This window comes from Streptomyces sp. ICC1, from assembly GCF_003287935.1.
Taxonomy (GTDB): domain Bacteria; phylum Actinomycetota; class Actinomycetes; order Streptomycetales; family Streptomycetaceae; genus Streptomyces; species Streptomyces tritrimontium.
Genome location: NZ_CP030287.1, coordinates 2,528,280 through 2,549,517, shown reverse-complemented (window position 1 = coordinate 2,549,517; position 21,238 = coordinate 2,528,280). Strand labels below are relative to the sequence as shown.

Genomic DNA, 21,238 nt, shown 5'->3' with positions numbered 1-21,238 from the left:
CGCGCATGAGACGTTTCGCACCGCTCGGCCTGCGCACCAGGCTGATCGCCGCCTTCCTGCTGGTCGCCGCCATCTGCGCGGTGACCACGGCCGCGCTCACCTACCAGCAGGCCCGCAACGCGATCCTCAAACAGAGCCAGGACACCGCCGTCAGCACCCTGCGCGACCTGGTCGAGGCCCAGAGCACCGTGCTGCCCGTGCAGCAGCGCGAACTGCAGCGCCTCGTCAGCGAGCTGGGCAAGCGCGGCCAGCCGCACCCCTGGACCGTGTACGGGGAGTACGGAAAGCTGCGCGCCTCCTCCAACCAGGGCGCCACCACGTCCACCGTCGTCAGCGAACAGCTGCGCGCCCAGGTGGCCTCCAACCCGCACGGGGCCTTCCAACGCACGAAGGACCGCCTCGGCAACCCCTACCTCGTCGTCGGCATGCCGGCCGTCTTCGAGCTCAACGGGGGCCGCGCGCCGACCGGCGCCGTCTTCTTCGCGGTGGTGTCGCTGGACACCGAGCAGACGACCGTGGACGCGATGGTCGGCGCCGCCAGGAAGGGCGCCGTCCCGGGCCTGGCGATCGCCGTCGTCCCCGCCCTGCTCGCGGCGCGCAGCGTCCTGCGGCCGGTACGGGACATGCGCAAGGCCGCCCAGCGGCTGGGGCGCGGCCGGCTCGACACCCGGATCGAGGTCCGCGGCGCCGACGAACTCGCCGGGCTCGCCCGCACCTTCAACGAGACGGCCCGCGCCCTCGAACAGTCGGTGAGCGAGCTCCGGGACGCCGAGGCCCGCGCCCGCCGCTTCGCCGCCGACGTCTCCCACGAACTGCGCACCCCGCTCGCCGGGATGCTCGCCGTCACCGAGGTCCTCGACGAGGGCGCCGAGGACCTCGACCCCGACACCGCCAAGGCCCTGCGCCTCGTCAGCGCCGAGACCGGGAAACTGGCCGTGCTCGTGGAGGACCTCATGGAGATATCCCGCTTCGACGCCCGCGCCGCCGAGCTCAACCTCGACGACGTCGATGTCGCCGAGGCCGTGACCAAGACCCTGGAACGCCGGCACTGGACCGACGGCCTGGTCCGCACCGACCTGCCCCCGGGAATCCGGGCCCGGCTCGATCCGCGCCGCTTCGACGTGGTCCTCGCCAACCTCGTGGGCAACGGGCTCAAGCACGGCGGGACCCCGGTCCGGGTCAGCGTCCGCAGCGCGTCCGGGCCCGAGGGCGCACGGCTGCTGATCGAGGTCGCCGACAGCGGGCCCGGCATCGCGCCCGAGGTGCTGCCGCACATCTTCGACCGCTTCTTCAAGGCCGACGCCGCCCGCACCCGGTCCACGGGCAGCGGTCTGGGCCTGGCCATCACCCTGGAGAACGTCCGCCTGCACGGCGGTACCCTGCACGCGGCCAACGGCCCCGCGGGCGGGGCGCTCTTCATCCTGGACATGCCGCTGGAGGCGGGCGCATGACCCGGCTCGGCACGGCCGCGGCGGCCGCCGCCGCCCTGATCGTCCCGCTGCTGTTCGCCACCGGCTGCGGCTCCATCGCCACCACCGGGGTGGTCGAGAGCGGCAGCGCCGCCACCGTGAAGCTGGCCTTCGGTGAGGAGACGGGACTGGTCTACTTCGTCACGCCCGAGGGCGGGATCGTGCCGGTGGCGATTCCCGACGGGCCCTCCCACCCCTCGCCCAACTACCTGATCTCGCGGCTGCTGGCCGGTCCGGACGAAACCGCCCGGGAGGCGGGCCTGACCAGCTCCCTCCCGCCGGCGGACGCCAACATGAACGGCAAGAGCGCGCTGACGTTCACCGACAACGGGGCGGGCATCCAGGTCAAGCTGCCCTACCCGGTCGACCCGCTGTCCGAGCCCGCCCGCCGCCAGGTGGCGTGCACGGCCGTGGCGGCGGTACGCATCACCCCGGCTCCCCAGGTGACCCTCATCGACGCCGCGGGCAAGAAGCAGCGCGCGCAGTGCGCGGCCGCCGACGGCTCGCGGGTGGCGACCGACGGCGGCTGACGGCGGCTGACGGCCGGTGGGCGGCCGGTGGGCGGCCGGTGGGCGCGGCCCCCTTGCGGGCCGGGCCCCCGCCCCGCCACCGTGTGGCGCATGGATCTTCCAGGCCGCCCAGGCCGCCCAGGCCGCCCGAGCCCCGCCGCCGCCCGGGAGCGGGCCGCGGACGCCCCCGACGTCTTCGACCCGCGCCTCTACGCCGAGGGCGTCCCGCACGAGCGCTACCGCCTGCTGCGCGACCACCGCCCCGTCTCCTGGCAGGACGAGCCGGAGATCCTCGGCTGGCCCGCCGGCCCGGGCTTCTGGGCCGTCACCCGGCACACCGACGTGGTCCGGGTCCTGCGCGACCACCGCACGTACTCCTCCCGCCTGGGCGCCACCCAGATCCGCGACCCCGACCCGGCCGACCTGCCCTTCCTGCGGCGCACCATGCTCAACCAGGATCCCCCCGAGCACGGCAGGCTGCGCCGGACCGTCGCCCGCGCCTTCACCCCGGCCCGCGTCGACGCCTTCGCCGCCCGGGTCCGCGACCGCGCCCGTACGCTGCTGCGCGCCGCCCGGGACGGCGCCGAGGGCGGCTCCGCCGACCTGGTGCGCACCGTCACCGACGAGTACGCGCTGCTGAACCTCACCGACCTGCTGGGCGTCCCGGCCGCCGACCGGGGGCTGCTGCTGGAGTGGACGGTACGGATCATCGGATATCAGGACGCCGAGGGCGCAGAGGACGCCCCGGCCCCGCGGCTCGGCCCGGACGGGAAGCCGCTGAACCCGCGCTCCCCGGCGCTGCTGGGGGAGATGTTCGCGTACGCCCGCGAACTGGCCGCCCACAAGCGCGCGCACCCCGGGGACGACGTGATGACCGCCCTCGCGCTCGCCGGCCTGGCGGAGGCGGAGCTGGAGATGTTCTTCTTCCTGCTCACCGTCGCGGGCAACGACACCGTGCGCTCCGCGGCCCCGGGAGGCCTGCTCGCCCTGGCCCGCGCCCCCGGCGCGTACGCCGAACTGGCGGCCGGTCGGGTCCCCGTGGAGCTGGCCGTCGAGGAACTCCTGCGCGTCCACCCGCCGGTGCTGAGCTTTCGCCGCACCGCCGCCGTCGACACCGAACTCGCGGGACAGCCGGTGCGGGCCGGGGACAAGGTGGTCGTCTTCCACGCCTCCGCCAACCACGACGAGCGCGTCTTCACCGCTCCGGGCCGCCTCGACCTCGGCCGCGATCCCAATCCCCACGTCTCCTTCGGGGACGGCCCGCACGTCTGCCTCGGTGCCCACTTCGCCCGGCTTCAGCTGCGGGTCCTCCACGAGGAGTGGCGTGCGCTCATGCCGGCGCCGGAACTGGCGGGCGACCCGCGCCGGCTGGTCTCCAACTTCATCAACGGGATCACACGGCTGCCGCTGCGGGTGTCCGGGCCGGGCCGGTGACGTCGGCGACCAGCTCCGTCACATCGGGGCCGTAGGCATCGGAGTTGACCACCTTGAGCAGGATGCAGAAGGACTCGTCGCCGTAGTCGTCGGCCAGCTGCCGGTGGTGTTTGGCCAGATAGCGGGCGGCGGCCTGATTGCTGATGGCGGTCTGCCCGCACAGCAGGAAGACCGGCCGGGACCCCTGCCCGGTCGTCAGCCGCGCCAGCAGCACGTGCTCGACGAGGCCCTTGACCCAGCGGTACGATTCCCCGCCGACGGTGATCGCCCCGCGGTCCGGCACGGGCTCGCTGGAGACGATAATCCGCACCCCGGGGAGCATGGAACCCAGGTGCGCCGTCGTCCGGGCGTTGGAGGACGGCCCGCCCACACAGAACTCGGCCCGTTCCCCGAAGCCCTGGCGGGCCTGGTCGTGCGTGACGATCTGCACGTTCGCCCCGCAGTCCTTGATCAGGGCGGATATCTCCAGCAGGGCGAAGGCGTCGTTGCGGTGCAGCGAGGAATCGGTGCCGCCCATCTGGCGGTTGGCCACGAACAGGCAGTCGGAGCCGGCCGGCAGCCCGAAGAAGGCCTGTTTGCGGCGCAGCGCGCGGCGCCACAAGTAGGTCCGGGCGAACCAGCCGAAGCCGCCGCTGATGGCGGTGGCCGCCACCCCCAGCACGATGTTGCGCACGTCGTCGTTCATGGCGCGGATGTTAACCGTTCCTGGCGAGGTTGGCCGATACCGGCCAGATCGCTGTGAACCGGGCTGGCCGGTTGTCTCCCCGAACGGTTTTGGGAGACGGGGAATAGCGCGAGCTGGTCGCTTCGGGCCCGGCAGGTCTTGGGCCCCTGGTGGGGTGTGCCTGTGGTCCTTGGCGGGCTCGCGGTCCCGCGTGCCCTCGGTGCGGTGACGGTCTGGCCGGTAGCTCTCCGCGCGACGATCCTCTGGTCGTGTGCGGTCACACCTGGCCGACGCCGAGTTCCGTGTCCGAGGGCACGCCTGCCGATCGCCACCGCCGCCGCATGGTGGCCGGTGGTGGTGGTGGTCTTCGATTGCTGTTGGAACGGAGCCTTCCAGTGTTGGGCGCCCCAACGGCTGGTGTAGGCGGGGTCGACCGCGACGACGATGAGGCCGGCGTGGTGGGCCATGCCGGACAGCCGGTCGCGGAACTTCGCGGTGGGTAGTCCGGCGACGGTGCGGCGGAACGTCCTGCCGCGTGTGCCCCGGCCCATCGTCTCGCGGCCGGTGGCGCGGGCATCGGTGAAGCCGAGGTTTTCGATGGCCAGACCGGTGCAGCCATGGAGTTCCGCGAGGTGGATGAGTTCGCTGATGGCTTGCCGGAGGCGTCCGTCACGTTGGGATGTGGGCCCGGTCAGGTCGGTAGGTATGGTGATCGGCTGGCCGACGGGGTTGCCGTGGGCGTCGATGACGCAGGCGGCGAGGTGCCCGGCGTTGAGGTCCACGGCCAGCAGCCGGGTGCCGGTTGCGGCCAGCTCTGCAGGGGTCGGGAAGGGCGTTGCCGGGGTGGACCAGGAGGCGTCGAGATACCAGCGGCCGCGTTCGGGGTCGCACACGATGTCGTAGCGCACCGCGCGGTTGGCTGTGACCCGGTCCAGCCATTCGCCTTGGCGGTGGTGGAACGTGACGGTGCAGGCGAGCCGGTAGCGGCCCCGGGGGGCGTTGGCGAGGTGTCTGAGCGGTTCGGGTAGGACGATCGTGAGCGTGCCATCGCCCGGATCGACGGTGATCGTGTAATTCCCGTACGGTGCCCCCGACTCCCCGTCAGCGGTCAGGAACATGCGCTGCGCGTCCCACCGCTCCCGCCACTCAGCCTCGGCGAGGCCGGCGGCGGCGAGATTGTGCCGCACTTTCGCCAGTTGGCGGCCACCCATCACAACCGTTGGATGTCCGGCCTCGATACGCCGCTCCACCTCCGCCAGGCGTGCGATGAGGACTTGCAACCGGGCCTGCTTCTGCGCCCGTTCAGCCCGGTACGGGTACCCCCGGACGCCATGCACACGCTGACCGCACGGAACGTCCAAACGCTTAGCGATCTCCGAGATGGACCGACGCAGCGAGGTCCGCTCATTAAACAGGCATCGCACACTGAGTTGGTACTGGTCCTCGGATGTGCGGGTGATCGCCCCCGCCCACCGGGACGACGACACCGTCGTCAGTGCACGTTTGCGATCCGTCCGCCTGTTCTCCTTCACCGGCACCCTGCCGATGCGGACCCGCTCAGCCAGATCGGCACGGGCATACCGGCCCAGGTGCCTGCCGACCATCCGCAAGACCTCGGCATCACGGGTGGACAGGCGTAGTCGATCCCTGATGCGCGCACCCGCTGGCGCCGGCACCGTGAACGGGACGGCCAGCGTACGCAGTACGCGCTCTCGCCGACCCCCACCAAGACCGCATGCCCGCATCACTACACATTCATCCAAACGAGCCGCCCGATGGCCAACCACGACCAACAAACGACTCAAGCCCCGCACCGGGCCGTCCTGACGCGGGGGGCGGGGTGAAGTTAAAGTGCCGGACTCAGGCCCGGGTCAGGGGGGTCTGACAGGCCGTCTACTGGAGGTACGGATGCGTCGTCCCGCCGCAGCACGTCAGTTAGCGCTCCTCGCACTCGCCGGTGCGCTCGTCTCCACCGGAGCGGCCGCGCCGCCGTCCGCGGCGGGCGGCTCCGGGACACCGGCCAAGGTTCCGGTCGCCGCCGGCTGGGGCGGGGCCGTGGCCAGTGTCGACGCGGACGCGAGCGCGGCCGGCATCGCCGTCCTGCGTTCCGGCGGCAACGCCGTGGACGCCGCCGTCGCGACGGCCGCCGCGCTCGGGGTCACCGAGCCGTACTCCGCGGGCATCGGCGGGGGCGGCTACTTCGTGTACTACGACGCCCGCTCCGGCCGCGTGCGGACCATCGACGGCCGGGAGACCGCCCCGGCGAGCGCCACCGCCACGCTCTTCCAGGAGAACGGCGTCCCGATCCCCTTCGCCGAGGGCCAGACCAGCGGCCGCGGCGTCGGAGTCCCGGGCACCCCGGCGACCTGGCAGAGCGCGCTGGGCGCCTGGGGCACCCGCCCGCTCGGCCAACTGCTCAAGCCCGCCGAGAAACTGGCCCGGGACGGCTTCTCCGTCGACGCCACCTTCCGCGCGCAGACCGAGCTCAACCAGGACCGCTTCAAGGACTTCCCCGACACCAGGAGGCTCTTCCTGCCCGGCGGCGCCCTCCCGGTGGTCGGATCCACCTTCAAGAACCCCGATCTGGCGGCCACTTACGCCGAGCTGGGCCGCAAGGGCGCGGGCGCGCTCTACCGGGGGCCGATCGCCGAGGACATCGTCCGCGCCGTCCGCAAGCCCCCCGTCGACCCGGCCGCCACCCGCGTGGTCCGCTCCGGCGACCTGACCGTCGGCGACCTGCGCGCGTACGCGACGAAGCGGCAGGAGCCGACCCGGGTCGGCTACCGGGGTCTGGACGTCTACAGCATGGCCCCGTCCTCCTCCGGCGGCACCACCGTCGGCGAGGCGCTGAACATCCTGGAGCGCTCCGACCTCGGCTCGCTCGAAGAGTCGCAGTACCTGCACCGCTTCATCGAGGCCTCCCGGATCTCCTTCGCCGACCGCGGCCGCTGGGTCGGCGACCCGGCCGCCGAGGACGTGCCCACCCGGGAGCTGCTCTCGCAGCGGTACGCCGACTCGCGCGGCTGCCTCATCGACCCGGGCAAGGCGCTGACCAGCCCGCTCGCCCCGGGCGACCCGCGCCACCCGGTCGCCTGCGGCGCCGGCGGGCAGGCCGCCCCGACCACGTACGAGGGGGAGAACACCACGCACCTGACCGTCGCCGACCGCTGGGGCAACGTGGTCTCCTACACCCTGACCATCGAGTCGACGGGCGGCAGCGCCATCACGGTGCCGGGCCGGGGCTTCCTGCTCAACAACGAGCTGACCGACTTCTCCTTCGCGCCGGCCGCCCCCGGCGTCCCCGACCCGAACCTGCCCGGTCCCGGCAAGCGGCCGCGCTCCTCGATGTCCCCGACCATCGTGCTGGAGGACGGGCGTCCCGTCCTCGCGGTGGGCTCCCCGGGCGGCGCCACCATCATCACCACGGTCCTGCAGACCCTGACCGGGCACCTGGACCGGGGGCTGCCGCTCGTCGACGCCATCGCCGCGCCGCGCGCCAGCCAGCGCAACCAGACCACCACGGAGCTGGAGCCGGGCCTGTGGAACAGCCCGGTCCGCGCCGAGTTGGAGGCCCTCGGCCAGGGCTTCCGGCAGAACCCGGAGATCGGCGCGGCCACCGGGGTCCAGCGGCTGCCCGACGGGCGGTGGCTGGCCGCCGCCGAGACCACCCGCCGGGGCGGGGGCTCGGCGATGGTGGTGCACCCGCACGGGAAGCCGTAGTAAACGCTCCTGGGCACGGCGCGGGCCGTGCCCAGGAGCGTCTAGCGCCGCGACCCGGTGAACCTTTCCGGTCACAGCACTAGAGGGCGGTGAGGATCCTCGGGCCGTCTGCGGTGATCGCGACCGTGTGCTCGGCGTGCGCGGCGCGGCTGCCGTCGACGGTCCGCAGGGTCCAGCCGTCCGCGTCGCAGGCGTAGTCGTCCCCGCCGCCCGCGATCAGCATCGGCTCGATCGCGATCACCGTGCCGGGGCGCAGCTTCGTGCCGCGCCCCGCCGGGCCCTCGTTGGGCACGCCGGGCTCCTCGTGCATGGAGCGGCCGACGCCGTGGCCGCCGAAGCCGTCCGGGATGCCGTACCCGGCGGAGCGGCAGACGGTGCCGATGGCGTGCGCGATGTCGCCGACGCGGTTGCCGGGCAGCGCGGCGGCGATGCCCGCGGCCAGGGCGGCCTCGGCGGTCTCGATGAGCCGCAGGTCGGCGGGGCGGGCCCGGCCGACGGTGAAGCTGACGGCCGCGTCGCCGACCCAGCCGCCCAGCTTCGCGCCGCAGTCGATGCTGACCAGGTCGCCGTCGCGCAGCCGGTACCCGTCCGGGATGCCGTGCACGATCGCGTCGTTGACGGAGGCGCAGACGACGGCGGGGAAGGGCACCGGCGCGAAAGAGGGCCGGTAGCCGAGGAAGGGGGAGGTCGCGCCGGCTTCCCGGAGGACCTCGCGGGCGACGCGGTCCAGCTCCAGCAGGGACACTCCGACGGCCGCCCGGTCCCGGACGGCCGCGAGGGCGTGCGCGACGACGCGGCCGGCGGCGCGCATCTCGTCGATCGATCGGTCTGATTTCAGTTCCACCATGCCAATAACTATACCGGTATAACTGTAACGGTATAAGTATGGGTCTCCGGGGTAGGATGGGGCCATGGTCCGCACCCCCCTCACCCCCGAAGAGCGCGAGCGCGGCGAGCGCCTGGGCGCCCTGTTGCGCACGGCCCGCAGCGGCCGGAGCATGGTCGAGGTCGCGGCCAGCGCCGGTCTCTCCGCCGAGACGCTCCGCAAGATCGAGACCGGCCGGGCCCCGACGCCGGCCTTCTTCACCGTGGCCGCCCTCGCCGGGGCCCTCGGGCTCTCCCTGGACGACGTGATGCGACGCTGCGCCCTCGTGCCCGTATGAGGGTGCCGTTAGGGCGGTAGGGCGCGCCGAACGGCGCAAGGGGCGGTGGGAGGCGCCGAGCACGGGGCAAGCGTGAAGGCGTGTCAGACATGAACGCATCCGCATCCAAGCGACTCGGTCTCGGAATCGTCGGCGCCCTCCTCGCGGGCGGCCTGCTGCTCGCGGCCTGCGCCGCGCCCGAGGGCCGGGCGCAGTCCCATGCCCCGGGCGACGTGGTCTTCCGCCACCCGGGCGTCGTCGTCAGCCACACCCAGCTCCAGCACGCGAAGCAGATGGTCGCGGCCGGCAAGGAGCCGTGGGCCTCGGCGTACCGGACGCTCCTGACGAGCCGCTACGCCTCCCTCGACTACACGCCGCACCCGGCCGACGTGGTGCCCTGCCCCTTCAACTCGGGCCCGCAGTCCTGCCTCGACGAACGGCAGGACGCGATCGCCGCCTACACGCACGCCCTGCTGTGGTCGGTCAACGGCAAGACCGCCCACGCCCGCAAGGCCGTGCAGATCATGGACGCCTGGTCGGACGTGATGAAGCGTCACGCCGAGGACAACGCCGGACTCCAGGCCGCCTGGTCCGGCTCCACCTGGGCGCGGGCCGCCGAGATCGTGCGCGCCGACTACCCGAACTGGGGCGAGCGGCAGGTCGCCCGGTTCAAGGAGATGCTGCGCACGGCCTACCTCCCGGCCGTCCGCGCGCAGGTGCCGACGTACAACGGCAACTGGGAACTGGCCATGACCGACGCCGCCATGGGCATCGCCGTCTTCCTGGAGGACCAGGCGGTCTTCCGGGAGTCCCTGGAACGGTTCCGCGAGCGCGTCCCGGCGTACTTCTACCTGGAGAAGGACGGCCCGCATCCGGCGGGCCCGCCGCGCACGGGCATCGACTCGGCGGACAAGGTCAAGGCGTACTGGTTCGGCCAGGGCACCTACGTCGACGGCGTCGCCCAGGAGACCTGCCGCAACCTCATGCACGTCGGCTACTCGCTCGCCGCGTCCGGACACATCGCGGAGACGGCCTGGCACCAGGGCGTCGACCTGTACGGGGAACAGGGCGAGCGGCTCAAGGCGGCGCTGGAGTTCCACGCGAGGTACCAGCTGGGGGAGGAGGCCCCCGACTGGCTGTGCGGGGGCGAGGTGGAGCGCACCATGGGCCCCGACCTGGAAGTGGCGCTCCAGCACTACGAGGTGCGGGCGGGCGCGAGGCTGCCGCACACCCGCGAGCTGGTCGAGAAGACGCGGCCGGCGGGGACGGACGACCTGTTCGTGGCGTGGGAGACCCTCAGCCACGGGGAGACCGCCCCGGTCGCCCCGGTCGCCGTGCCCGGCGCGGCCGGCTAGAACAGCCCGCCCAGGAATCCGAGGAAGGAGTGCACCAGCACGGCCAGGAGCACGAAGGCCCCGATGAGCACCACGGTGACCCAGGAGCAGCTGCCTCCGGGCCCCCCGTCGCCGCCGTCCCGCCCACCCGTCTCCGAGTCGAACAGATCCACCGCGTTCCCCCTCTTCCGAGCCCGCCCCCGGGCTGCGCCGAGATGCACTTTCGCACGCCCGGCCCGGCCCGGGGACCGGCTGTCGTACTCAGACGCGGGGTGGTGGAGTACTCAGGCCGGCACGCGCCGCCCGGGGGCGCGGACGGCTCCGCGTAGGGTCGGCGCATGACGGTTGAAGAGCTGGGCAGGGCGCGGTACGTCAGTCTCACCACCTTCCGCAAGGACGGCACCCCGGTGGCCACACCGGTGTGGGCGGTGGCGGACGGCGGTGAGCTGTACGTGTGGACGCGCAGCGATTCGTGGAAGGTGAAGCGGATCCGCAACAACGGCCGGGTCGCGGTCACGGCGTGCGACGTACGGGGGCGCGTGGTCGAGGGGGCTCCGGTGGCCGAGGGCGAGGCGCGGCTGCTGGACGAGGCGGGGCTGAGGCGGGTGCGCAAGCTCATGTCGCGCAAGTACACGTGGCAGTTCTGGATGGTGGACGTGCCCGCCGCCGTGTTCCGCCGGGGCAAGCGGCCGCACACCGCGATCGAGGTCAGGATTGCCCCGCCCGCCGTCAAGCTTTGAGACTCCTGTAGCCCGCCCGTAACACGGGTGGGATCAAATGCGGGGATGGAGACCGCGACTTCACAGGTGATCGGTCAACTCTCCGGCTACATGCGGGGGTTGATGCAGAGGCTGGATCCAGGGGCGGGCTGGTGCGGGGAGTTCATGCGGCGGGACCCGGAGGGAATGCGGGCCTGTCTGGACGGAGCGGCGATGCCGCCGTGGGACGTACTGGACTCCCTGCTCGGTGATTTGGCGGGCTCGGTGGGCCCGGCGGCGCTCGCCCGGGAGGCGGAGTACGCCGCCGGGCTGCGGGCGGCGGCCGTCGAGGTCTGGGACCGGCTGCCCGGCGGCGAGGAGGAGCTGCGCACGCTGCTGGCCACGGCCGCCGCGCAGTGGACGCAGGCGCAGACCGCGCTGCGGGAGCTGTCGGCGCGGCTCGTGGAGACGGCGGACCCCGAGGCGGCCGGGGCCCTGTCCCGGGAACTGTCCTGGACCCGCGACGACGCGGCCCGGGCGGCGGCCCGCCAAGGGGACCTGACCTCCCGGCTCGCGGCGGTCGCGCCGGAGCCGGCGGCCCGGGTGGACGGTGCCGGCCGGCCGGCCGGAGCCGGTCCCCTGGGCGCGGTCCCCGCGCAGCGCGCGGCCGGGGGTGCGGCGCAGGGTGTGGCGGCGGTGGGAGCGCAGGCCGGCGCGCCGGAGGAGACGCGGGCCGGATCGCAGGACGGATCGCAGGGCGGATCGCAGGCCGGATCGCACGAGCCGGTCGGGCGGGCCGAGGGGCGGTGGCTGCGCGGTGCGCGGCGGGCGGGCGGAGCCCGGTTCGCCGGCGCCCCGGAGTCGCAGGACCGGGCCTTCGCCCTGCCCCCGGGCCATCCGTCGGGGGACGCCCCGCTGTGCGGAGCCCGGTTCGGCCGCCCCGAGCCCCGGTCCGCCGTCGTGGAGCAGGTCCGGCCGGCCGCTGCGGACGAGGCGCCGCCGACCGACGCGGGCGGCCACGGCGGGGCCGTACGGGGCCCCCGAGGCGACTTTGGCGCGGGCTTTGGCTCTGACTCCGGCTCCCGAGGCGAGTCCGGCTCTGACTCCGGCTCCGGGCACCGCCGGGGTCCGGCCGGGACCGGGGGTCCGGCCGGGACCGGGGGTCCGGCCTGGGCCACGGATCCGGCCTGGGCCACGGATCCGGCGGACGGGGCGGAGCCGGCCGCCGGGGGCGGTGCGGCGCGGGACGGGGATCCCGTGGGCGGGCTCGTGGAGGCGCTCATCGGGCTGCGGGCGCAGGGCCGCAGCGGGGAGGCGCACGCGCTGCTCTGCGAGGCCGCGGCCTGGCCCGCGCACTGGCTGCCAGGGCTGGGCGAGGGCCTGGCGCGGGCCGGGCTGGCCGCCGACTGGGCCACCCTGCTCTGGGAGGCGGCCTCGCTGCCGCCCGCCCGGTTCGCCGCGGCCGCCGCCGCACTGGGCCCTGCCGACTGCGACGCCCTGCTGCGCCAGGGCGCGGCCCGGCCCGCCGCGGAGCTCGCCGAAGTCGCACTCGCGCTCGGCGCCGCCGGCCGCACCCGGGAGGCCGACGTCCTGCTCGGGGCCTTCGTCCGGGTCCGCACCGCCGAGGAGTCGGCCCGCCTCGCGCGCCGGGATCCGAGGTGGTTCGCGCCCCGGCTGCTGCGCGCGGCCGAAGCCCTCTCGGGGACCCACCACCGTGACCTGTTGCATGCGCTTCGCGTCGCGAATCTGCCCGTCTCATGACCGGAAGCGACCGCGCAGCGACGTAACTCCTGCGTTTGGTGATCGACTACTCCAACCGCGCAAGGCGGTCTTGCCCCGGGCCTGGCCGAGGCCTACCTTCAACTCCCTACGCGCAGCCGTCGTACACCCTCTACGTGCGTAGAAGTCGGCGTACCCGTCGCGAGGAGCAGCTCATGGCCCAAGTCGTCCGCGCCGCACTGGTCCAGGCCACCTGGACCGGAGACACCGAGTCGATGATCGCGAAGCACGAGGAGCACGCCCGCGCGGCGGCCGCCCAGGGCGCGAAGATCATCGGCTTCCAGGAAGTCTTCAACGCCCCCTACTTCTGCCAGGTCCAGGAGCCCGAGCACTACCGCTGGGCCGAGGCCGTCCCCGACGGCCCCACCGTCCAGCGCATGTGCGCGCTCGCCCGCGAGACCGGCATGGTGATCGTCGTACCGGTCTTCGAGCTGGAGTCCGAGGGGTTCTACTACAACACCGCCGCCGTCATCGACGCCGACGGCAGCTACCTCGGGAAGTACCGCAAGCACCACATCCCCCAGGTCAAGGGCTTCTGGGAGAAGTACTACTTCCGCCCGGGCAACCTCGGCTGGCCCGTCTTCGACACCGCCGTCGGCCGGATCGGCGTGTACATCTGCTACGACCGGCACTTCCCGGAGGGCTGGCGCGCGCTCGGCCTCGCCGGAGCCCAGCTCGTGTACAACCCCTCCGCCACCTCCCGGGGGCTGTCCGCGTACCTGTGGCAGCTGGAGCAGCCCGCCTCCGCCGTCGCCAACGAGTACTTCGTCGCCGCCATCAACCGCGTCGGCCAGGAGGAGTACGGCGACAACGACTTCTACGGCACCAGCTACTTCGTCGACCCGCGCGGCCGGTTCGTCGGGGAGGTCGCCAGTGACAAGGAGGAGGAACTCCTCGTCAGGGACCTGGACTTCGACCTGATCAAGGAGGTCCGCGACCAGTGGGCCTTCTACCGCGACCGCCGCCCCGACGCCTACGGAGGGCTCGTACAGCCGTGACCAACCCGATCCCCCTGCACAGCCGGCACCGCACCGTCCTGCCCGAATGGCTCGCGCTCTACTACGACCGCCCCATCGAGCTCACCCACGGCGAGGGCCGCCACGTCTGGGACGCGGACGGCAACCGCTACCTCGACTTCTTCGGCGGCATCCTCACCACGATGACCGCCCACGCCCTGCCGGAGGTCACCAAGGCCGTCTCCGAACAGGCCGGCCGGATCATCCACTCCTCCACCCTGTACCTGAACCGGCCCATGGTCGAACTGGCCGAACGCGTCGCCGCGTTGTCGGGCATCCCCGACGCCCGGGTCTTCTTCACCACCTCGGGCACCGAGGCCAACGACACCGCCCTGCTGCTCGCGACGACGTACCGCCGCTCCAACCAGATCCTGGCGATGCGCAACAGCTACCACGGCCGGTCCTTCTCCACCGTCTCGATCACCGGCAACCGGGGCTGGTCCCCGACCAGCCTCTCGCCGCTCCAGACGTACTACGTCCACGGCGCGGTCCGCACCCGCGGCCCCTTCGCGCACCTGAACGACGCCGACTTCACCGCGGCCGCCGTCGCCGACCTCGAAGACGTCCTCGGGCAGGCCCGGGGCGGCGTCGCCGCGCTCATCGCCGAACCGGTCCAGGGCGTCGGCGGGTTCACCTCCCCGCCCGACGGTCTGTACGGGGCCTTCCGCGAGGTCCTCGACCGGCACGGCATCCTCTGGATCAGCGACGAGGTGCAGACCGGCTGGGGCCGCACCGGCGACCACTTCTGGGGCTGGCAGGCCCACGCCCAGAACGGCCCGCCGGACATCCTCACCTTCGCCAAGGGCATCGGCAACGGCATGTCCATCGGCGGGGTCGTGGCCCGGGCCGAGGTGATGAACTGCCTCGACTCCAACTCCATCTCCACCTTCGGCGGCTCGCCCGTCACCATGGCCGCCGGCGTCGCGAACCTCGGCTACTTGCTGGAGCACGACCTCCAGGGCAACGCCCGCCGCGTCGGAGGCCTGCTGCTGGAGCGGCTGCGGGCCATCGCCGCGACCGTGCCCGCCGTACGGGAAGTGCGCGGCCGGGGCCTGATGGCCGGACTGGAGCTCACGAAGCCCGGCACCGACCAGGCCGACCCGGACGCGGCGGCCGCCGTACTGGAGGCCGCCCGCGCCGGCGGCCTGCTGCTCGGCAAGGGCGGCGGCCACAACACCAGCGTGCTGCGCATCGCGCCGCCGCTCTCCCTCACCGTCGCCGAGGCGGAAGAGGGCGCCGACATCCTCGCCGAGGCCCTGCACGGCCTCGACTGAACCACGGGGGAGACGTACATGAGCACCCGCACCCTGATCCGAGGCGGCCTCGTCATCACGGCCGCCGACGAACTCCACGCCGACGTGCTGATCGAGGACGGCCGCGTCGCCGCGCTCGCGGCGCACGGCACCGCGGCCGCCGGGACGTGGACGGCCGACCGCACGATCGACGCGGGCGGGAAGTACGTCATCCCCGGCGGGGTCGACGCGCACACCCACATGGAGCTGCCCTTCGGAGGCACCGCGGCCTCCGACACCTTCGAGACCGGGACCCGGGCCGCGGCCTGGGGCGGCACCACCACCATCGTGGACTTCGCCGTGCAGACGCCGGGCCACGCCCTGCGCGAGGGCCTCGACACCTGGTACGCCAAGGCCGACGGCCAGTGCGCCGTCGACTACGCCTTCCACATGATCCTCTCGGACGTCAACGAGCGGACCCTGAAGGAGATGGACCACCTGGTGGGGGAGGGCATCACCTCCTTCAAGCTGTTCATGGCCTATCCCGGGGTCTTCTACAGCGACGACGGGCAGATCCTGCGCGCGATGCAGCGGGCGTCGGGCAACGGCGGGCTGATCATGATGCACGCGGAGAACGGCATCGCGATCGACGTGCTCGTCGAACAGGCCCTGGCCCGCGGGGAGACGGACCCGCGCCACCACGGCGAGGTCCGCAAGGTGCTCCTCGAAGCCGAGGCCACCCACCGTGCCATCCAGCTCGCGAGGGTGGCCGGCTCCCCGCTGTACGTGGTCCACGTCTCGGCGGAGGAGGCGGTCGCGGAGCTGGCGCTGGCCCGGGACAAGGGCCTGCCGGTCTTCGGTGAGACCTGTCCGCAGTACCTCTTCCTGTCCACCGACAACCTGGAGGAGCCCGACTTCCAGGGCGCCAAGTACGTCTGCTCCACCCCGCTGCGCCCCCGCGAACACCAGGCGGCGCTGTGGCGGGGCCTGCGGACGAACGACCTCCAGGTGGTCTCCACCGACCACTGCCCGTTCTGCTTCCGGGGCCAGAAGGAGCTGGGCCGCGGGGACTTCTCGAAGATCCCCAACGGGCTGCCGGGGGTGGAGAACCGCATGGACCTCCTCCACCAGGCCGTCCTGGACGGGCACATCAGCCGCCGCCGCTGGATCGAGATCGCCTGCGCGACCCCGGCCCGGATGTTCGGCCTCTACCCGCAGAAGGGCACCATCGCCCCGGGCTCGGACGCCGACATCGTCCTCTACGATCCGCACGCCGAGCAGGTCATCTCCGCCGAGACGCACCACATGAACGTGGACTACTCGGCGTACGAGGGCAAGCGGATCACCGGACGCGTCGACACGGTCCTGTCCCGGGGCGAACTCGTCATCGACCGGCGCGAGTTCACGGGCCGGGCCGGCCACGGGGCCTTCATCCCCCGCTCCACCTGTCAGTACTTGTAAGGAGAGTCCACGCATGGACTTCGGCCTCGTCCTCCAGACCGACCCGCCGGCCTCCCAGGTCATCAGCCTCATGAAGCGTGCCGAACGCAACGGCTTCCGCTACGGCTGGACCTTCGACTCGGCGGTCCTGTGGCAGGAGCCCTTCGTCATCTACAGCCAGATCCTGGCCAATACGCAGCGCCTGCACGTGGGTCCGATGGTCACCAATCCGGGCACCCGCACCTGGGAGGTCACCGCCTCCACCTTCGCCACCCTCAACGACATGTACGGCAACCGCACCGTCTGCGGGATCGGCCGCGGCGACTCGGCGATGCGCGTCGCCGGCCGGGCCCCCAACACCCTGGCCCGGCTCGGCGAGGCCATCGACGTCATCCGTGACCTGGCCGAGGGCCGCGAGGCCCAGGTGGACGGCAACCCCCTCCGCATCCCCTGGATCACGGACGGGAAGCTCCCGGTCTGGATGGCGGCGTACGGCCCGAAAGCCCTGGCCCTTGCAGGCCAGAAGGCGGACGGGTTCATCCTCCAGCTCGCCGACCCCTACCTCACGGAGTGGATGGTCAAGTCGGTCCGCGAGGCCGCTTCGGCGGCGGGCCGGGACCCGGACTCGATCACGATCTGCGTGGCGGCCCCCGCGTACGTCAGCGAGGACGTGGCCCACGCCCGCGACCAGTGCCGCTGGTTCGGCGGCATGGTCGGCAACCACGTGGCGGACCTGGTCTCCCGCTACGGCGAGCACTCCTCGATGGTCCCGGACGAGCTCACCGAGTACGTCAAGTCCCGTGAGGGCTACGACTACAGCCACCACGGCCGCGCCGGGAACCCCTCGGCCGACTTCGTCCCGGACGAGATCGTCGACCGCTTCTGCCTGCTCGGCCCGCCGGAGGCCCACATCGAGAAGCTGCGGGCCCTGGAGGCCCTGGGAGTGGACCAGTTCGCCGTCTACGCCATGCACGACGCCCGCGAGGCCGTCATCGACACCTACGGCACACAGATCATCCCGGCGTTGAACGGCTGAGGCCGCCGGTCCGCAGCCGGTCCGCAGCCGCCGGTCCGCGGCTCCCTTCCCGCGACGGGCGGGGACCGGACCGGCCGCCGGCGCCCGGGCGGGCTCAGGCCGTCGACTGCTTCAGCAGGGTGGCGATCCGGGCCTCGTCGGCCTCGGTGAGCCGCGTCAGGGCGTAGGAGGTCGCCCACATCGGGCCGTCGTCCAGCTGCGCCTGGTCGCTGAATCCGAGCGTCGCGTAGCGCGCCTTGAACTTCTCCGCGCTCTGGAAGAAGCAGACCACCTTGCCGTCCCTGGCGTACGCGGGCATCCCGTACCAGAGCTTCGGCGCGAGCTGCGGCGCGCTCTCCTTGACCAGCGCGTGGACCCGCTCGGCCAACGCCCGGTCCGAGTCCCGCATCTCGGCGATCTTCGCGACCACGGAGGCCTCCTCCTCCGCCGCCTTGTCGGCGCGCGATCCCCGGCGCGCGGCGGCCTTCAGCTCCCGGGCGTGCTCCTTCATCGCATCCCGCTCCTCGGCCGTGAACCCCTCGTAGCCCGTGCGGGCCGGCGTGCCCGCCGCGGTGGTGGTCTTGGCGGACTGCTGCGTGTTCGTCATGTCGGATGTCCTTGCGGGAGTCGGGTCGGTGGGCGGGTCGTCATGCGGGGGCGCGGGCCGTGCGGCGCCCGTCACCCCCAGGCGCCGGCGATCTGGCGGGTCGTGGCGTTGAGCCGGTTGAACAGGTTGGTGACGCCGATCATCAGCACGAGCGCGGCCAGCTGCTTCTCGTCGAAGTAGGTGGCGGCCGTGTCCCAGACCTCGTCGCTCACGGCGTCGGGACGGTCGGCCAGCCGCGTCGCGGCCTCGGCCAGCGTGAGGGCCGCCCGCTCCTCGTCGGTGAAGTACGGGGCCTCGCGCCAGGCGGCGACCGCGGCCAGCCGCTCGTCGCTCACTCCGGACCGGCGGGCCGTCTTGGCGCCGCCGTCGACACAGGCGCTGCAGCCGTTGATCTGGCTGATCCGCAGGTGCACCAGCTCCAGCGTCTGGCCGTCCACCCCGCCGGACTGCGCGGCCTTCATGAGGGCCTGGATGGGCTGCATCGCGTCGGACAGTACGACGGCGGGGTTCTGCATACGAGACTGCATGGGGATCGGCTCCTCTTCCCGGTGGTGCCCCGTTCTCCCGGGGCATGGCTCCATCACAGCCGCCAGGGCTCCCAGCGGCCAGGACGGTGGGACGCCGTGGGACACCCGGAACGGCATTGACCAGCGCAGAACCGCCCCGGGATACTTCTGCCGGAGTGGGACAGGGGAGCGGGGAACCGGGGGAGCGGTGGACGTGGAACAGCGGTCGGCCAAGGATGATCCGCAGGAAGAGCTGGCCGCCCGGCTGCGCCTGCTCCAGGAGCTGTCGGGGCTCGGCGTGCGGGCCCTCGCCAGGGACGCCGGCCTCAGCTCCTCGTCGCTGTCGCGCTACCTCGGCGGCCAGACCGTGCCGCCCTGGCCCGCGGTGATCGCGCTGTGCCGCCTCGTCAAACGGGACCCCCGCCCGCTGCGCCCCCTGTGGGAACGCACCTCCAACCCGCTGCCGGCGCCCCCGAAGGCCAGTCGCCAGGTCCAGCCGCGGCCCCGCAACGACCTGCCGCGCGACGCCCCCGACTTCACCGGGCGCGCGGACCGGCTCGCCGCCGTGCTCGCCGCACTGGAGGGCCACCGGGTGGTGGCCGTCGACGGCATGGCGGGCGTCGGCAAGACCTGCCTGGCGGTGCACGCCGCGCACGGGCTCGCCGCCGACTACCCGGACGCCCAGCTCTACGTGGACCTGCACGGGTTCACCGAGGGCCGCGAACCGCTCGATCCGGACTCCGCTCTGCGGATGCTGCTCGGCGCGCTCGACGTCCCGTCCGAGCGGGTCCCGCAGGAGGGCCTCGAACAGCTGGCCGCCTGCTGGCGCTCCGAACTGGCCGGGCGGCGGGCCGTCGTGGTCCTCGACAACGTCGCCGACGCCGACCAGGTCCGTCCGCTGCTGCCCGGCGCGGGCCCCTCGGTCGTCCTGATCACCAGCCGCAACCGGCTCGTGGGCCTGGACGAGGTGCCCCCGGTCTCGCTGGACGTGCTGAGCCCCGAGGAGAGCGCGCAGCTGCTGGCCCGCGCCAGCGGCGACGCCGGCGGCCCGGGCGGCCGGCTCGCCCGTGAACCGGAGTCCGCCGCCGAGGTGCTCAGGCTGTGCGGACACCTCCCGCTGGCCCTCCGGCTGGCCGCGGCCCGGCTGCGGCACCGGCCGGGCTGGACCGTGGGCATCCTCGTCGAGCGCCTCGCGCAGGGCGCGAGCGAGTTCGACACCGCGTTCGCCATGTCCGTACGGCAGTTGGACCGGGCCCACGCGCGGCTGTTCCGGATGCTGGGGCTGCTGCCCGGGGGATCCTTCGACGAGTACCTGGCGGCGGCCCTGGCGGACGTGCCGGTGCGCGCCGCCCGGGAGATGCTGGAGGACCTGGTCGACGCGCACCTGGTCCAGCAGCCGACGGCCGACCGCTACCGGCTGCACGACCTGGTGCACCAGCACGCCCGCCAGGCCTGCGCGGAGCAGGACCCGCCGGCCGAGCGCGAGCGGGCGCTGGGCCGCTTCCTCGACTACTACGTGCACGCGGCGGCCGCCGCGGACGCCGCGATGCCGGTCCTGTCGCCCGGCCGGGAGCCCTCGGCGGGCCGGCCCCCGGCCGAGCTCCCGCCGTTCGCGGACAGGCACGCGGCGCTGGCCTGGTTCGTCGCCGAGTACGAGAACCTGATCGCCGTCTTCGAGACCGCGGACGCCGTCGGAGCCGATGTGCACGTGTGCGAACTGCCGCGGTTCCTGCGGGCCTACTTCGCCCGGCGCTGCGGTACGACGCACCTCAACCACCTCTTCGAGCGGTCCCTGGCCGCCGCGCAGCGCCTGGACGAACCGCTGCGGCTGGCCGACGCGTACAGCGACCTGGGCTTCGCCCGCTACAACGCGGGCCGGATGGCGGAAGCCGGCGCCGCCTACGAGGCGGCCGGACTGCGGGCGTCCCAGGCGGGCGACACCCGCGCGCAGGCCGAACTGGCCGTGCGCCGCGGCTATCTGCGGTGGGAGGAGGGGAGCGCCGAGGAGCCGCTCGAACTCTTCGCCCTGGCCGGCACGTTGTACGAGGCGGCCGGATCCCCGGCGGGCGCGGCCCACGCGGCGGCGGCGGAGGCCTGGGCGCTGCTCCAACTGGGCCACCGCGAGCAGGCGGCGCGCCGAGCCCGGGAGGTGCTGGAGGTCCCCCACGCGGACCCCGCCTGGCCGCCCAGGCTGACGGCGCTGATCACCCTCGGCACGGCCATCGCCGGCGAGGCGCCGCAGGAGGCGGCGGAGCACCTGCACCGGGCGCTGGAACTGGCCCGCGAGGACGGGCACATGAACAACGAGGCGTGGTGCCTGAACTGCCAGGGCGTCGCGCTGCGCCGGATGGGCCGCTACGAGGAGGCGCTGACCAGCCACCGGGAGGCCTTCGCGCTGCTGGACGCGTTGTTCGAGGAGCACTGGAAGATCCGGTTCCTCAACGGCTACGCCGAGACCTGCCGGCTCGCGGGCCTGCCCGAGGAGGCCCTGCGGCTGCACCGGCAGGCGCTGGAGCTGGCCCCGAGGCTGGGGTACCGGCACGAGGAGGTGCTGGCCCACGAGGGGATCGCGGTCGTACTCGACGGGTCGGATCCGGCCTCGGCCGCCGAGCACCGCGCGGCGGGCCGGGCCGTCCTGCGGGAGCTCGCCCCCGAAGCCCGCTGAGCTCCCTT

At 73.4% G+C, this 21,238-nt stretch carries 19 protein-coding genes; 13 read left to right on the top strand and 6 right to left on the bottom strand.

Features of this window, described 5'->3' with window-relative positions; translation table 11 throughout:
- Nucleotides 1–5: 5 nt before the first annotated feature.
- From DRB96_RS12045 to DRB96_RS12035, 3 genes are all read left to right on the top strand, one after another.
- On the top strand, nt 6–1,451 hold the full coding sequence (locus DRB96_RS12045; RefSeq protein ID WP_112448455.1) for a HAMP domain-containing sensor histidine kinase: 1,446 nt from the start codon (nt 6–8) through the stop codon (nt 1,449–1,451).
- Nucleotides 1,448–1,999, top strand: coding sequence for a hypothetical protein (locus DRB96_RS12040; protein ID WP_112448454.1), 552 nt, complete (start codon nt 1,448–1,450; stop codon nt 1,997–1,999). The genes DRB96_RS12045 and DRB96_RS12040 overlap by 4 nt, the downstream gene beginning before the upstream one ends.
- A 90-nt stretch (nt 2,000–2,089) precedes the next feature.
- On the top strand, nt 2,090–3,412 hold the full coding sequence (locus DRB96_RS12035) for a cytochrome P450 (protein WP_112448453.1): 1,323 nt from the start codon (nt 2,090–2,092) through the stop codon (nt 3,410–3,412).
- Here DRB96_RS12035 and DRB96_RS12030 read toward each other — a convergent pair.
- Both DRB96_RS12030 and DRB96_RS12025 read right to left on the bottom strand, forming a co-directional pair.
- Nucleotides 3,372–4,097 carry a hypothetical protein gene (locus DRB96_RS12030; RefSeq protein WP_112448452.1) on the bottom strand — a complete coding sequence of 242 codons (726 nt, stop codon included), beginning with the start codon at nt 4,095–4,097 and terminating at the stop codon, nt 3,372–3,374. The two genes, DRB96_RS12035 and DRB96_RS12030, sit on opposite strands and share 41 nt — an antisense overlap.
- Entirely contained in the window at nt 4,094–5,680 is a 1,587-nt protein-coding gene (locus DRB96_RS12025; RefSeq protein WP_239516256.1) for a hypothetical protein, read from the bottom strand. Before DRB96_RS12025 ends, DRB96_RS12030 begins: the two co-directional genes overlap by 4 nt.
- A gap of 304 nt (nt 5,681–5,984) precedes the next feature.
- Here DRB96_RS12025 and ggt point away from each other — a divergent pair, with 304 nt between their 5' ends.
- Nucleotides 5,985–7,796 (top strand): gamma-glutamyltransferase, encoded by a 1,812-nt coding sequence (gene ggt / locus DRB96_RS12020; protein WP_112448450.1) that lies wholly within the window; start codon nt 5,985–5,987, stop codon nt 7,794–7,796.
- Between the two features lie 79 nt (nt 7,797–7,875).
- Here ggt and map read toward each other — a convergent pair whose 3' ends face one another.
- A complete protein-coding gene (gene map, locus DRB96_RS12015) occupies nt 7,876–8,643 on the bottom strand; it encodes a type I methionyl aminopeptidase (protein WP_112448449.1) in 768 nt (255 codons plus the stop codon).
- A gap of 64 nt (nt 8,644–8,707) precedes the next feature.
- On the opposite strand from map, the gene DRB96_RS12010 reads away from it, so the two are divergent.
- Both DRB96_RS12010 and DRB96_RS12005 read left to right on the top strand, forming a co-directional pair.
- Nucleotides 8,708–8,959 (top strand): helix-turn-helix transcriptional regulator, encoded by a 252-nt coding sequence (locus tag DRB96_RS12010; RefSeq protein ID WP_112448448.1) that lies wholly within the window; start codon nt 8,708–8,710, stop codon nt 8,957–8,959.
- A gap of 89 nt (nt 8,960–9,048) precedes the next feature.
- Nucleotides 9,049–10,293 carry an alginate lyase family protein gene (locus DRB96_RS12005; protein WP_112448447.1) on the top strand — a complete coding sequence of 415 codons (1,245 nt, stop codon included), beginning with the start codon at nt 9,049–9,051 and terminating at the stop codon, nt 10,291–10,293.
- On the opposite strand, the gene DRB96_RS43735 is transcribed toward DRB96_RS12005, so the two are convergent.
- Nucleotides 10,290–10,445, bottom strand: a complete 156-nt coding sequence (locus DRB96_RS43735; protein ID WP_204357696.1) for a hypothetical protein — start codon at nt 10,443–10,445, stop codon at nt 10,290–10,292. The two genes, DRB96_RS12005 and DRB96_RS43735, sit on opposite strands and share 4 nt — an antisense overlap.
- Before the next feature lie 165 nt (nt 10,446–10,610).
- Between DRB96_RS43735 and DRB96_RS12000 the strand changes: the two genes are divergently transcribed.
- From DRB96_RS12000 to DRB96_RS11975, 6 genes are all read left to right on the top strand, one after another.
- Entirely contained in the window at nt 10,611–11,012 is a 402-nt protein-coding gene (locus tag DRB96_RS12000) for a PPOX class F420-dependent oxidoreductase (RefSeq protein WP_112448446.1), read from the top strand.
- A gap of 45 nt (nt 11,013–11,057) precedes the next feature.
- Nucleotides 11,058–12,731 (top strand): hypothetical protein, encoded by a 1,674-nt coding sequence (locus DRB96_RS11995; RefSeq protein ID WP_162689062.1) that lies wholly within the window; start codon nt 11,058–11,060, stop codon nt 12,729–12,731.
- A 173-nt stretch (nt 12,732–12,904) separates the two neighbouring features.
- On the top strand, nt 12,905–13,747 hold the full coding sequence (locus DRB96_RS11990; RefSeq protein ID WP_112448444.1) for a nitrilase-related carbon-nitrogen hydrolase: 843 nt from the start codon (nt 12,905–12,907) through the stop codon (nt 13,745–13,747).
- Nucleotides 13,744–15,039, top strand: a complete 1,296-nt coding sequence (locus DRB96_RS11985) for an aspartate aminotransferase family protein (RefSeq protein ID WP_239516406.1) — start codon at nt 13,744–13,746, stop codon at nt 15,037–15,039. The genes DRB96_RS11990 and DRB96_RS11985 overlap by 4 nt, the downstream gene beginning before the upstream one ends.
- A gap of 18 nt (nt 15,040–15,057) precedes the next feature.
- Complete coding sequence (hydA, locus tag DRB96_RS11980; RefSeq protein ID WP_112448443.1) at nt 15,058–16,458, top strand: dihydropyrimidinase; 1,401 nt, start codon at nt 15,058–15,060, stop codon at nt 16,456–16,458.
- 13 nt (nt 16,459–16,471) lie between these two features.
- Nucleotides 16,472–17,473, top strand: a complete 1,002-nt coding sequence (locus tag DRB96_RS11975; protein ID WP_112448442.1) for a TIGR03842 family LLM class F420-dependent oxidoreductase — start codon at nt 16,472–16,474, stop codon at nt 17,471–17,473.
- 94 nt (nt 17,474–17,567) lie between these two features.
- Here the strand turns inward: DRB96_RS11975 and DRB96_RS11970 are convergent, their stop codons facing one another.
- Both DRB96_RS11970 and DRB96_RS11965 read right to left on the bottom strand, forming a co-directional pair.
- Nucleotides 17,568–18,059, bottom strand: a complete 492-nt coding sequence (locus DRB96_RS11970) for a DUF1801 domain-containing protein (protein ID WP_112448441.1) — start codon at nt 18,057–18,059, stop codon at nt 17,568–17,570.
- A gap of 71 nt (nt 18,060–18,130) precedes the next feature.
- A complete protein-coding gene (locus DRB96_RS11965) occupies nt 18,131–18,586 on the bottom strand; it encodes a carboxymuconolactone decarboxylase family protein (RefSeq protein ID WP_112448440.1) in 456 nt (151 codons plus the stop codon).
- A gap of 193 nt (nt 18,587–18,779) precedes the next feature.
- Between DRB96_RS11965 and DRB96_RS11960 the strand changes: the two genes are divergently transcribed.
- Nucleotides 18,780–21,230: an XRE family transcriptional regulator gene (locus DRB96_RS11960; RefSeq protein ID WP_112453356.1), complete on the top strand. Its 2,451-nt coding sequence runs from the start codon at nt 18,780–18,782 to the stop codon at nt 21,228–21,230.
- The last annotated feature ends 8 nt before the right edge of the window (nt 21,231–21,238 follow it).

Excerpts from the sequence above, each read along its gene's own strand:
- DRB96_RS12045 (WP_112448455.1), top strand. The coding sequence starts at position 6 with ATGAGACGTTTCGCACCGCTCGGCCTGCGCACCAGGCTGATCGCCGCC.
- DRB96_RS12040 (WP_112448454.1), top strand. The coding sequence starts at position 1,448 with ATGACCCGGCTCGGCACGGCCGCGGCGGCCGCCGCCGCCCTGATCGTC.
- DRB96_RS12035 (WP_112448453.1), top strand. The coding sequence starts at position 2,090 with ATGGATCTTCCAGGCCGCCCAGGCCGCCCAGGCCGCCCGAGCCCCGCC.
- DRB96_RS12030 (WP_112448452.1), bottom strand. The coding sequence starts at position 4,097 with ATGAACGACGACGTGCGCAACATCGTGCTGGGGGTGGCGGCCACCGCC.
- DRB96_RS12025 (WP_239516256.1), bottom strand. The coding sequence starts at position 5,680 with ATGGTCGGCAGGCACCTGGGCCGGTATGCCCGTGCCGATCTGGCTGAG.
- ggt (WP_112448450.1), top strand. The coding sequence starts at position 5,985 with ATGCGTCGTCCCGCCGCAGCACGTCAGTTAGCGCTCCTCGCACTCGCC.
- map (WP_112448449.1), bottom strand. The coding sequence starts at position 8,643 with ATGGTGGAACTGAAATCAGACCGATCGATCGACGAGATGCGCGCCGCC.
- DRB96_RS12010 (WP_112448448.1), top strand. The coding sequence starts at position 8,708 with ATGGTCCGCACCCCCCTCACCCCCGAAGAGCGCGAGCGCGGCGAGCGC.
- DRB96_RS12005 (WP_112448447.1), top strand. The coding sequence starts at position 9,049 with ATGAACGCATCCGCATCCAAGCGACTCGGTCTCGGAATCGTCGGCGCC.
- DRB96_RS12000 (WP_112448446.1), top strand. The coding sequence starts at position 10,611 with ATGACGGTTGAAGAGCTGGGCAGGGCGCGGTACGTCAGTCTCACCACC.
- DRB96_RS11995 (WP_162689062.1), top strand. The coding sequence starts at position 11,058 with ATGGAGACCGCGACTTCACAGGTGATCGGTCAACTCTCCGGCTACATG.
- DRB96_RS11990 (WP_112448444.1), top strand. The coding sequence starts at position 12,905 with ATGGCCCAAGTCGTCCGCGCCGCACTGGTCCAGGCCACCTGGACCGGA.
- hydA (WP_112448443.1), top strand. The coding sequence starts at position 15,058 with ATGAGCACCCGCACCCTGATCCGAGGCGGCCTCGTCATCACGGCCGCC.
- DRB96_RS11975 (WP_112448442.1), top strand. The coding sequence starts at position 16,472 with ATGGACTTCGGCCTCGTCCTCCAGACCGACCCGCCGGCCTCCCAGGTC.
- DRB96_RS11970 (WP_112448441.1), bottom strand. The coding sequence starts at position 18,059 with ATGACGAACACGCAGCAGTCCGCCAAGACCACCACCGCGGCGGGCACG.
- DRB96_RS11965 (WP_112448440.1), bottom strand. The coding sequence starts at position 18,586 with ATGCAGTCTCGTATGCAGAACCCCGCCGTCGTACTGTCCGACGCGATG.